This is a genomic window from Vibrio toranzoniae (assembly GCF_024347655.1).
Classification (GTDB): Bacteria; Pseudomonadota; Gammaproteobacteria; order Enterobacterales; family Vibrionaceae; genus Vibrio; species Vibrio toranzoniae.
In genome coordinates this window covers 2,521,938-2,534,245 of record NZ_AP025514.1, presented here as the reverse complement: position 1 = coordinate 2,534,245, position 12,308 = coordinate 2,521,938, and the positions used below count along the sequence as shown (strand labels likewise).

Sequence of the window (12,308 nt, the reverse complement as noted above, 5' to 3'; positions counted from 1 at the left end):
GAGAGAAAGCGGTATGACACAATTAACAGTTAAAGCACTGAGTGAAGAGATTGGTACGCCAGTTGACCGCTTAATTGAACAACTTGCTGATGCAGGCATGAAGAAATCAGGGGCGGATCAAGTGACTGATTCAGAGAAGCAAACATTGCTAACGCACCTTAAAAAGGAGCACGGCGATACTTCTGGTGAAACAGAACCGACTCGTTTAACTCTTCAACGCAAGACCCGCAGCACGCTAAGTGTTGCCGCTGGAGGCGGTAAGAGTAAGGATGTTCAAGTAGAGGTACGTAAAAAGCGTACTTACGTGAAGCGCAGCACTATTGAAGATGAAGCGAAACGTGAAGCTGAGGATGCAGCTAATCGTGAAGCGGAAGAGAAAGCACAACGCGATGCTGAAGAGCAAGCGAAACGTGATGCTGCAGAGAAAGCACAGCGCGAAGCTGAAGAAAAAGTAACACGTGAAGCGGATGCAAAACGTGATGCTGAAGAGAAGGCTCAACGCGCACAAGCTGAAAAGGCTAAAAAAGACATGAATTCAAAAAATGCAGACGCTAACGCACAAGCGAAAAAAGAAGCGGATGAACTAAAAGCTCGTCAAGAGCAAGAAGCAACTCGTAAAGCAGAAGCTGAAGCAGCTAAGCTTGTAGAAGAAGCTCGTAAGTTAGCAGAAGAAAACCAAGAGCGCTGGTCTGAAGAAGAGAAGAAGAAGAGCGAGCAAGAGAAATCTGCGGATTACCATGTGACTACTTCTACTTACGCTCGTGAAGCTGAAGATGCTGCTGATAAAAAAGACGAAAAAGCACCTCGTCGTCGCAAGAAGAAAGCGGCTCCGGCTAACCAACCAGGTAATAACCGTGGTGGTCGTAACCAACGTGGTCGTGGTGGTAAAGGTAGACTTGCTAAACCAACTTCAATGCAGCAAGGTTTCGATAAGTCAGCAACTGTTGCTAAATCTGACGTTGCTATCGGCGAAACTATCGTTGTTTCTGAACTGGCAAGCAAAATGTCAGTTAAAGCAACTGAAGTTATCAAAGTGATGATGAAGATGGGCGCTATGGCGACTATCAACCAAGTGATTGACCAAGAAACAGCGCAGCTTGTTGCTGAAGAAATGGGTCACAAGGTTATCCTTCGTAAAGAAAATGAATTAGAAGAAGCAGTGCTAGCTGACCGTGATAGCGATGCTATCGCAGAAGGTCGTGCTCCTGTTGTAACTATCATGGGTCACGTTGACCACGGTAAAACTTCTACTCTTGATTACATTCGTAAAGCACACGTTGCTTCTGGCGAAGCTGGCGGTATCACACAGCACATTGGTGCTTACCACGTGGATACTGACAATGGCATGATTACATTCCTTGATACTCCTGGACACGCGGCGTTTACTGCTATGCGTGCTCGTGGTGCTCAAGCGACAGATATCGTTGTACTGGTTGTTGCAGCAGACGATGGCGTAATGCCACAAACAATCGAAGCAATCCAGCACGCGAAAGCGGCAGGCGTTCCTCTGATTATTGCCGTGAACAAGATCGATAAAGAGGGTGCAAACCCAGACAACGTTAAGAATGAGCTAGCTCAATACGACGTTATCCCTGAAGAATGGGGCGGTGAGAACATCTTCGTTCACATCTCTGCAAAACAAGGTACAAATATCGATGGTCTTCTAGAAGCAATCCTTCTTCAGTCTGAAGTTCTTGAGCTTACAGCCGTTAAAGAAGGCATGGCTTCAGGTGTTGTTGTTGAATCCCGTCTTGATAAAGGCCGTGGTCCAGTTGCAACAGTACTAGTACAATCTGGTACTCTAAACAAAGGTGATATCGTTCTTTGTGGTCAAGAGTACGGTCGTGTTCGTGCAATGCGCGATGAAAACGGCAAAGACATTGAAACTGCAGGCCCATCTATCCCTGTAGAAATCCTAGGTCTTTCTGGTGTACCAGCATCAGGTGATGAAGCGACTGTTGTACGTGATGAGCGTAAAGCTCGTGAAGTTGCAAACTACCGTCAGGGTAAATTCCGTGATGTTAAACTAGCTCGCCAACAAAAAGCGAAACTAGAGAACATGTTCGCGAACATGACGGCTGGTGAAGTTGCTGAACTTAACGTTGTACTTAAAGCTGACGTTCAAGGTTCTGTAGAAGCGATTGCTGACTCTCTACTGAAACTATCAACTGACGAAGTTAAAGTGAACATCGTAGGTTCTGGTGTAGGTGGTATTACGGAAACTGATGCAACGCTTGCAGCAGCATCTAACGCTATCATCCTTGGTTTCAACGTTCGTGCTGACGCAACTGCGCGTGGTACTGTTCAGAATGAAAACCTAGATCTACGTTATTACTCGATCATTTACCAACTTATCGACGAAGTTAAACAGGCGATGGGTGGTATGCTTGCTCCTGAATTCCGTCAAGAGATCATTGGTCTTGCTCAAGTTCGTGACGTATTCAAGTCACCTAAGATTGGCGCAATTGCTGGTTGTATCGTGACTGAAGGTACGATGAAGCGTAGCAACCCAATCCGTGTACTTCGTGAAAACGTTGTTATCTATGAAGGTGAGCTAGAATCACTTCGTCGCTTTAAAGATGACGTTCAAGAAGTTAAAAATGGTTACGAGTGTGGTGTCGGCGTTAAGAACTACAACGACGTTCGCGTTGGTGACCAGATCGAAGTATTCGAAATTGTTGAAGTTAAGCGTACTCTAGACTAATCAGTCCGCTGACTCGATATTGACTAAGGTTACTAATATTACTAAAGGTAATGAGTAATCGGTTGTTGAATACACCATGGGGGGCTGGTTATTACCAAGCCCCCCATCTTTCTAAGTGAGAAAAGAAATGTCAAAAGAATTTAGCCGCACACAACGTGTGTCCCAGCAGCTTCAAAAAGAACTTGCTCTTATCCTACAACGTGAAGTTCGTGACTCACGTATCGGTATGGTAACGATTTCAGACGTAGAAGTGTCTCGTGACCTTGCTTACGCAAAGGTGTTCGTGACTTTCCTATGTATCGGTGAGCAGACACCAGAATCTTGTTTAGCTGCGCTTAAAGAGCACGAAGTGCCAGTACGTATGATGCTAGGTAAACGTATTCGTCACCGCTTAACACCTGAAGTTCGCTTTACTTACGACAACACTTTGGTTGAAGGCATGCGCATGTCTAACTTAGTGAGTGAAGTACTAAGCGACGACAAGCGTAAGCAAGAAGAAGCGGGTCGTACTGACGAAACTCAGTCTAAGGACGAAGAGTAATGGCTCGCCGTCGTAAAGGTCGCCCAATTAACGGGGTAATTCTGTTAGATAAGCCGACAGGTATTTCATCTAATGATGCACTGCAAAAAGTAAAACGTATTTACTTTGCAGAGAAAGCAGGGCACACCGGTGCTCTGGATCCTCTTGCGACTGGTATGCTGCCAATTTGTCTTGGCGAAGCAACGAAGTTTTCTCAGTTTCTGCTAGATTCTGACAAGCGTTACGTAGTGATAGCCAAGCTTGGTGAGCGCACCAACACCTCAGACTCTGATGGTGAAGTAGTTGAAACGCGTGAAGTGAATGTGACTCAAGAGCAGCTTGAGCGTTGCATTGCAAGCTTCAAAGGTGAAACTGACCAAATCCCATCAATGTTCTCAGCATTGAAGTATCAAGGTAAGCCTTTGTACGAATATGCTCGTGCAGGCATTGAAGTGCCTCGAGAGTCTCGTAAGATCACGGTTTACTCTATTGAACTGCTTCGCTTTGAAGGTGATGAAGTTGAAATGGAAGTACATTGTTCGAAAGGTACTTACATTCGCACAATTACCGACGATCTTGGTGAAATGCTAGGTTGTGGTGCTCACGTGACCATGCTTCGTCGCACTGGTGTAGCAAAGTACCCCTACGAGCGTATGGTGACTTTGGAGCAGTTAAGCGAGATCCTAGAGCAAGCACAGGCGCAAGAAATTGCGCCAAAAGAGTTGCTTGATCCACTGTTGATGCCAATGGACACTGCTGTTGAAGACTTACCAGAAGTAAATTTGAATGCGGAACTGACTGACTTAGTCCAGCACGGTATGCCCGTTCAGGTTTCTGGATCGCCAACTGAAGGCACGGTTCGCATGACCAGTGGTGAAGAGAAGCTGTTTGTTGGCGTTGCTCAGATTGCTGAAGATGGCCGAGTTGCACCGAAGCGTTTGGTTGTTTTCAGAGATGAAGAGCCACAAGCGTAGCGCTTAAGTCGCGTCAGATCTTAGCAGTTTGTCTTGAAAAACGAGCAAATAAAATAGAAAGCGAACGCCTAATATAGGTGGTTCGCTTTTTTCGTTTTTAATGGGTTCGATTGTTATTGCACCAACTGACAAACTTCCCTATAATCTTCGGCTCGCGTAGCGGCTGAATCAGAGATTGGCTGCTACAAATATAAACTTACTCTTATCAGGAGAGAATGATGTCTCTGAATGCAGAAACTAAAGCAGCAATCGTTGCAGAATACGCACAATCTGAAGGCGACACAGGTTCACCAGAAGTACAAGTAGCACTACTTACTGCTTCTATCAACCACCTACAAGGTCACTTCAAAGCGCACAAACACGATCACCACAGCCGTCGTGGTCTACTACGTATGGTTTCTAGCCGTCGTAAGCTTCTTGATTACTTGAAAGGTAAAAACCTTGCTCGTTACCAAGACCTAATCAAGCGTCTAGGCCTACGTCGCTAATAGCGATGTCTGCAAAGACAGTTTGAAGAAAAGGAGCATTTATGCTCCTTTTTTTGTGCCTGTAAGAAAATGTTTGCCAGATGCTCAGAATATCATCTGGCTTTTTCTGATAGGAAATATATCTCCTAATAAAAATAGTTTATACTACGCCCGCCTAAAGCGTTTTCAACGTTTGGCAATCAACCCTCTCAAGAGATTACAGTCACAGATGTCGGCCAATAGGTCGCGACTATTCAAAGGCGGATTTGGTCTAATTCGACGTATGAACTCATACAAAGAGTATTGTCCTGAGTCCCTTTTCACTAGTCGCGATTGGTAATATCTTGAGTCATTATTCACTTAATCTAAAGTTATGACTTTAGAGCTAAGGATATACAATGTTTGAAAAACCAGTTGTAAAATCGTTCCAGTACGGTAACCACACCGTTACTCTAGAGACGGGCGTAATGGCACGTCAAGCTACTGCTGCTGTAATGGCAACGATGGATGATACATCAGTATTCGTTTCTGTTGTTGCTAAGAAAGAAGCTGTTGCGGGTCAAGATTTCTTCCCTCTAACCGTTAACTACCAAGAGCGTACATACGCTGCGGGTAAAATCCCTGGTGGTTTCTTCAAGCGTGAAGGTCGCCCTTCTGAAAGCGAAACGCTAACAGCTCGTCTGATTGACCGTCCAATTCGTCCACTTTTCCCAAGTGCGTTCAAAAACGAAGTTCAAGTTATCGCTACGGTTGTTTCTATCAACCCTGACGTAAACCCAGACATGATCACTATGATCGCAACGTCTGCTGCGCTTGCTATCTCTGGTGCTCCATTCAATGGTCCTATCGGTGCTGCACGTGTTGGTCACATCGATGGCGAACTTGTTCTTAACCCATCAAATACTGAGCTTGAAAACTCTAAACTAGACCTAGTTGTGTCTGGTACAGAAGGCGCAGTACTTATGGTTGAATCTGAAGCAGATAACCTATCTGAAGAAGAAATGCTTTCAGCTGTTGTTTACGGTCACGACCAACAACAAGTTGTAATCAAAGCGATCAACGAATTTGCAGCTGAAGTTGCAACTCCATCTTGGAACTGGGAAGCACCAGCAGTTAACACTGAGCTTAAAGCTAAAGTTGCTGAGCAAGCTGAAACTCGTCTATCTGACGCGTACCAGATCACTGAGAAAATGGCTCGTTACGAGCAAGTTGGCGCAATCAAGAACGACGTTGTTGAAGCTCTAATTGCACAAGACGAAAACCTAGATGAGCGCGAAATCCGTGGCATGCTTGGTTCTCTAGAGAAAAACGTAGTACGTAGCCGCATCATCGCTGGCAACCCACGTATTGACGGCCGTGAAAAAGATATGGTTCGTGCGCTAGACGTACGTACTGGTGTTCTTCCACGTACACACGGTTCTTCTCTATTCACTCGTGGTGAAACTCAAGCACTTGTTACTGCAACGCTTGGTACACAACGTGATGCACAAATCATCGACAGTCTAATGGGTGAGAAGAAAGACAACTTCCTTCTGCACTACAACTTCCCTCCATACTGTGTAGGTGAAACTGGCTTCGTTGGTTCTCCTAAGCGTCGTGAAATTGGTCACGGTAAGCTTGCTAAACGTGGCATTGCAGCGGTAATGCCTTCTGTTGACGAATTCCCATACACAGTTCGTGTTGTATCGGAAATCACAGAATCTAACGGTTCTTCTTCAATGGCTTCTGTATGTGGTACATCTCTAGCACTTATGGATGCTGGTGTTCCAATCAAAGCTTCTGTTGCGGGTATCGCGATGGGCCTTGTTAAAGAAGGCGACGATTTCGTTGTTCTTTCTGATATCCTTGGCGACGAAGATCACCTAGGTGACATGGACTTTAAAGTAGCAGGTACTAACGCTGGTATCACTGCACTTCAAATGGACATCAAGATCGAAGGTATCACTAAAGAGATCATGCAAATTGCACTTAACCAAGCGCAAGGTGCACGTAAGCACATCCTTTCTGTAATGGATGAAGCTATCTCTGGTGCTCGTGAAGATATCTCTGAATTCGCTCCACGTATCCACACAATGAAAATCAGCTCTGATAAGATCAAAGATGTTATCGGTAAAGGCGGCGCAGTTATCCGTGCTCTTTGTGAAGAAACGGGTACTACAATCGAAATCGAAGACGATGGCACAATCAAGATTGCTGCTACTGAAGGCGCAGCTGCTAAAGAAGCTATCCGTCGTATCGAAGAGATCACTGCTGAAGTTGAAGTTGGCCGTATTTACCAAGGTAAAGTTGCTCGTCTAGCTGACTTCGGTGCATTCGTTACTATCCTTCCAGGTAAAGATGGTCTAGTACACATCTCTCAAATCGCTGACAAGCGTGTTGAGAAAGTGTCTGACTACCTAACTGAAGGTCAAGAAGTGCCTGTTAAGGTTCTTGAAATTGACCGTCAAGGCCGTGTACGTCTAAGCATGAAAGAAGCAGTTGAAACGCCAGCTGAAGGCGAAGCACCTGCTGCTGAGTAATTCTCAGTGTGTCGATGGTGATATCGCTTTTTAGTGATTTCTAACCCATTGGTAAAAAAGCATGTTATAAAGGGGAGCATATCGCTCCCCTTTTTTATTGCGGTCATAACAGGAGTAATTATTTGTGAAATGGTTTCAAACCGCGAGTATGTGTTTACTGCTTGTACTAACAGGTTGTGCGACAACATCAGATAACAACTCACGTTGGGTTTATCCACCGATGGCTGTGCCACTGCAACCAAGCGTTCAGCAAGAAGTTCAAATTGCACGCCTTAGTCAGTTATTACAGCGCCCAGATTTAAACGATGAAGTTCGAGCTAAGATGCTGTTTGAACGTGGTAATTACTACGACAGTGTTGGCCTGCGTGACTTAGCGCGTCTGGACTTCAATCAGTCTCTTTCATTGAAGCCAGCTCAACCTGATATCTTCAATCTTTTGGGTGTTTACTTTACGCAGGTAGGGGAGTTTGATGCCGCTTATGAATCTTTTGATTCGACGTTAGAGCTTGATCCTGCAAACTCATATGCAGAAAGGAATCGGTCTATTGCACTCTACTATGGCGAGCGTTACGACTTAGCCAATGAAGAGATGATGAAGCACTATGACGATGATCCTAGCGATCCGTTTCGCGCTCTTTGGTTGTACATCATTCAGCATGAGCTAACGCCAGAGCAAGCTAAGCTTGATTTGCAAAAACGTTACGAGAGCCGTGATGAGCAGTGGGGCTGGGTATTAGTCGCGATTATGCTTGATGACATTACTGAAGAACAGGCTTTCAAGGCGATCTTAACCGGCACTCGTGACAACACGTTACTTGCGCAGCGACTAACAGAAACGTACTTCTACCTTGCGAAGCGTTACCACATGAATGGTGACTACGCGAATGCTATCTCTTTGTACAAGTTAGCGGTTTCTTTTAACGTGTATGAATACGTAGAACACCGTTACTCTTTCTTAGAGTTAAGCCGTATCTTTACTACGCTTAAAGCCGAACACTTAGCTCAAGCTAAGTTGGCAGAAGCGGAAGAAGAAGCTAACGCTCGATAAACGATTCATTATGAATATTAAGAAGCCGCTGCCTGTCAGCGGCTTTTTTTATGATCTTTGTCTCGTTTTGATTGCTTTTTATTTAAACAATATTAAAATAGTTAGTCTTGCTAACTAAATGCTGTTCTTTGATTGGGTAAGTATGCTAAACCAGAATTTAGAAAAGATTGAGCGCTTCGCCTCTAAGATATGGCGAACTCAGGCGAATGAAGATCCTATCTGTCAATTGAGCTATAACGAATATGACTACTTGAAGGTTATTCAGACTTCTCCAGAACCAATCCGATTGACCGACCTTGCGACTGAAATGCAGGTGACTAAGCCTTCAGCGACCACCATGGTTCAACGGCTTGAGAGAAAAGGCCTCGTTATGCGCAAAGCGTCTCTAGAAGATGCAAGATCCAAGTTAGTGGTACTGACCAATAAAGCGGAACTGAGCTTAGAAGAAGAAAGTAAAATCTATCAGGTGATGGCTCAAATACTGGAAAGCCGTTTGTCTGAGCAAGAATCTAAGCAACTGAACCTACTATTAGACAAAGCTTTGAAATAAATAATTTAGATATTTAGTTAGTCTTGTTAACTAATTTTCCGAGTCCTATCTTTTTGATATGCGACTCACAAATGAAAGTAGAGTAAGAAATGAGTAACTCAATTAGTCGTCAATTTTGGCGATACACGATCCCTACCGTGGCGGCGATGTTGGTTAATGGCCTGTACCAAGTGGTGGATGGCATTTTCATTGGCCGTTATGTTGGCGCTGACGGACTCGCGGGTATTAACGTCGCGTGGCCTGTGATTGGTTCGATTCTCGGCATTGGTATGCTGGTGGGCGTAGGTACTGGTGCGCTTGTCTCGATTCGCCAAGGCGAAAAAGACACTCAAGGTGCTAAACAGATCCTGGCGACCGGTCTAACCTTGCTACTGGCGATAACGCCGATTGTTTCAGCGTTACTGTATCTGTTTGCTGATAACTTTTTGCTTTGGCAGGGGGCAGAAGGGCGTGTGTACGAACTTGGCCTGCAATATTTACACATCCTGATTGGCGCTAGTGTCTTCACTTTGGGTTCTATCGCGATGCCGTTTTTGCTGCGTAATGATGACAGCCCGAACTTAGCCACGATATTGATGATTGTTGGTGCGGTGATTAATATCGTTCTGGATTACCTGTTTATCGCTCTGTTTGGTTGGGAATTAATGGGCGCGGCACTAGCAACAGCCATTGCACAATTTGTGGTAACGGGTTTGGGTCTGGCTTACTTCTTCTCACGTCGAGCAAATTTACGCTTACGTTGGAATGAGTTGCGACTGAAGCTCTCGGTTATCCCACAGATCTTCGCGATTGGTACATCAAGCTTCTTTATGTATGCCTATGGTTCGATGATGGTGGCGATGCACAATGCGTTGTTCTCTCAATATGGCGACCAGTTAATGATTGGTGCTTACGCTATCTTGGGCTACATCGTGACGGTTTATTACCTCACGGCTGAAGGTATCGCCAACGGTATGCAGCCATTAGTGAGTTACAACCACGGTGCGCGTAACCAAGCGAATATTCGTAAGCTACTTAAGATTGCTATGCTGAGTTCAGTATTGATTGGTGTGGCGTTTGTGTTGCTTCTCAACGCGTTCCCACGTGAGTTTGTGTCAGTCTTTAACTCAGACGAACCACAGCTAGTAGAGTACACTGTGTTGGGTATTCGACTACACATGTTTGCATTGGCGCTTGATGGTTTCTTAGTGGTTGCGGGCGCTTATTACCAAGCGGTCAACAAGGGCAGTAAAGCGATGTTTGTTATGCTAGGCAATATGCTTATCCAGTTACCTTTCTTGTACATCATGCCTAAGTTGTACGGTGTTCCGGGGATTTGGATTGCGTACCCACTGTCTAATATTGCGCTAAGTGTGATAGTGATGGTGATGCTCTACAAAGACGTAAAGAAGCTCGATGTTTCACCGATGGAAACAGCGATGGCATAGGTCTTGTTTCTTAAGATCAATGAAAAAGGTCTAGCGAATGTTAGACCTTTTTTGTATCTGTTGCTGATAGGTTCTATTATCGAGACTAGATGTTTTTTACGTCTAAACCTGCAAGCTGATGCCAGTAACCATTACATTGACGGCTTTCAATGGTCATTGGTTTTTGGCCATGCTCATTGGCTTTGAAGTTGTTGATCTCAGAGAAGGTATCGATACCTAGCGGGCTTAAACGAACCACATCAACCAGATCGCGCATGTTGGGTAAATCATTCACTAGGTTGTAGCAGTAGCCCGATTGGGTCTGGATACCATTAAGGTTGAATACCGACTGGCCTTCTTGGCTTTCGACTTGTAGCCCTGTTGGGTACTTGATACAACAAGTTTCGCAATCGTCTTTAGCTTTGTTCTCTGCGCGAGCCGTAAAGCAACGTGCTGAGTAAGCAAGAGGCAAGTAACCGTGGCTAAATACTTCGACTTCGAACTTATTACGAATATTGAGTTCTTCACACTGTGTCATTACGTTGCTTAGCCATTCGCGAGAAAGCTCAACCGGCATACACCAACGTGTCATCCCTTGCTTTAGGAACAAGTTCAGCGTTCGCGCGTTATAGGTATTTACCGCAGGGCCGACAATAAAAGGTACTTTGCTTTCGCTCGCCAGTTGAATCGCAGACACGTCATTGGCTTCAATCGCGAAGTCACCGTTATCAATGTACTTCTTCATGATGTTGACTTCGCTTGGCGCTTCGAGCAATGCCATGGTCGACAGCACCACTTGCTTACCTGAAGCAGACAGCTCTTTAGCAATGTCCATCCAATGTTTCGCTTTCATCTCACGACGTTTTGAACACACCGCTTCACCTAGATAGATGATATCAGCAGAGCTTGATTTTGCTTGCTCATAGAAGCTTTCAACGTCTTGTTTTGGCCAGAAATAAAGTAGAGGGCCTAATGCGTATTTCATTGAGTTCTCCATTTGGCTCTATTGCCATTTACGGTGATAAGCGCCAAGCGTGGTTTGTGTACCTTCCGATACATTCGCCAACGTCGCATTCCAAGCTTGTTCTACTTGGTATTGTTCAGGATTTGCTAAGTAGCGATCGATAGCCGCGCGCCAAGTACGAGTTACTTGTTCAACATAAGCCGGGCTCCGCTGGCGGCCTTCAATTTTCACCGAAGCAACATTCGCGGCGAACAACTCAGGCAACATTGAGAGTGTGTTAAGGCTAGTCGGCTCTTCAAGTGCGTGGTAACGCTTACGCTCACCGTCGATCTCCGCTTCAAAGCGACCTTTACACAGCGTTGGGTAGCCCGCATTTTCGCCCGCTACGTACTTGTCGATAAGAATCTCATTCAAGCGTGACTCTAGGCCAGTTTCTGTTTCTTGCCAGCGAACGTATTTCGCAGGAGAACACGCGCCAACCGTATTGGGTGATTCACCGGTCATGTAGGAAGAGAGGTAACAACGACCTTCTGCCATGATGCACAAGCTACCAAAAGCGAAGACTTCAAGGTCAACGTCAGAAGTGACATTACGAGAAAGCTGTTTGACCTGATGAATCGATAATACCCGAGGCAATACTACACGTTTAACATTGAAGTTTTTGTGGTAGAAATCGATTGCCGTCGCATTGGTTGCTGAGGCTTGTACTGATAAATGCAGCTCAAGATCTGGATATTTGTTTGCCGCATATTCGAGTACCGCGATATCTGCGATGATTAGCGCATCGACACCCAGTGCGGCGGCGTTGTCTACCGCATTAGTCCAGCGTTCGAAGCCATATGGGTGAGCAAACGTATTTAAGGCAACATGAACTTTCTTGTTGCGGTCATGCACATACTGCACCGCTCGATCGAGCTTTTTACCCGCAAAGTTTAGGCCTGCAAAGTGTCGGGCATTGGTATCGTCTTTGAATCCGATATAGACAGCATCCGCACCGCAATCAATGGCGGTTTTCAGAGCAGGTAAGTTACCCGCTGGGCATAAGAGTTCCATTTGCTCACTACCAGTAGAATTAAGTTGAGGTGAGCATTTTATGAAGAATTATGAATGACAGAATTGATGTAAGGCAGGTTTAGATGGATAAATTTGCTTTTAC

At 45.1% G+C, this 12,308-nt stretch carries 10 protein-coding genes; 8 read left to right on the top strand and 2 right to left on the bottom strand.

Features of this window, described 5'->3' with window-relative positions:
* The first annotated feature begins 13 nt into the window (after positions 1-13).
* From infB to OCU50_RS11340, 8 genes are all read left to right on the top strand, one after another.
* Entirely contained in the window at positions 14-2,704 is a 2,691-nt protein-coding gene (infB, locus tag OCU50_RS11375; RefSeq protein WP_060468537.1) for a translation initiation factor IF-2, read from the top strand.
* 127 nt (positions 2,705-2,831) lie between these two features.
* Positions 2,832-3,245: a 30S ribosome-binding factor RbfA gene (rbfA, locus tag OCU50_RS11370; protein ID WP_017056671.1), complete on the top strand. Its 414-nt coding sequence runs from the start codon at positions 2,832-2,834 to the stop codon at positions 3,243-3,245.
* Positions 3,245-4,198 carry a tRNA pseudouridine(55) synthase TruB gene (gene truB, locus OCU50_RS11365; RefSeq protein ID WP_060468536.1) on the top strand — a complete coding sequence of 318 codons (954 nt, stop codon included), beginning with the start codon at positions 3,245-3,247 and terminating at the stop codon, positions 4,196-4,198. Before rbfA ends, truB begins: the two co-directional genes overlap by 1 nt.
* A 218-nt stretch (positions 4,199-4,416) precedes the next feature.
* Positions 4,417-4,686, top strand: coding sequence for a 30S ribosomal protein S15 (rpsO, locus tag OCU50_RS11360; protein ID WP_010436144.1), 270 nt, complete (start codon positions 4,417-4,419; stop codon positions 4,684-4,686).
* A gap of 377 nt (positions 4,687-5,063) precedes the next feature.
* Positions 5,064-7,184: a polyribonucleotide nucleotidyltransferase gene (gene pnp, locus OCU50_RS11355; RefSeq protein ID WP_060468535.1), complete on the top strand. Its 2,121-nt coding sequence runs from the start codon at positions 5,064-5,066 to the stop codon at positions 7,182-7,184.
* A 124-nt stretch (positions 7,185-7,308) separates the two neighbouring features.
* Positions 7,309-8,232 (top strand): lipoprotein NlpI, encoded by a 924-nt coding sequence (gene nlpI / locus OCU50_RS11350; RefSeq protein WP_060468534.1) that lies wholly within the window; start codon positions 7,309-7,311, stop codon positions 8,230-8,232.
* Between the two features lie 142 nt (positions 8,233-8,374).
* Positions 8,375-8,782, top strand: coding sequence for a MarR family winged helix-turn-helix transcriptional regulator (locus tag OCU50_RS11345; protein WP_060468599.1), 408 nt, complete (start codon positions 8,375-8,377; stop codon positions 8,780-8,782).
* Positions 8,783-8,871: 89 nt separating this feature from the next.
* A complete protein-coding gene (locus OCU50_RS11340) occupies positions 8,872-10,209 on the top strand; it encodes an MATE family efflux transporter (RefSeq protein WP_060468533.1) in 1,338 nt (445 codons plus the stop codon).
* A gap of 85 nt (positions 10,210-10,294) precedes the next feature.
* Here the strand turns inward: OCU50_RS11340 and OCU50_RS11335 are convergent, their stop codons facing one another.
* Both OCU50_RS11335 and ubiU read right to left on the bottom strand, forming a co-directional pair.
* A complete protein-coding gene (locus OCU50_RS11335) occupies positions 10,295-11,173 on the bottom strand; it encodes a U32 family peptidase (protein ID WP_060468532.1) in 879 nt (292 codons plus the stop codon).
* A gap of 18 nt (positions 11,174-11,191) precedes the next feature.
* Complete coding sequence (gene ubiU / locus OCU50_RS11330; RefSeq protein WP_060468531.1) at positions 11,192-12,205, bottom strand: ubiquinone anaerobic biosynthesis protein UbiU; 1,014 nt, start codon at positions 12,203-12,205, stop codon at positions 11,192-11,194.
* Positions 12,206-12,308: the final 103 nt, after the last annotated feature.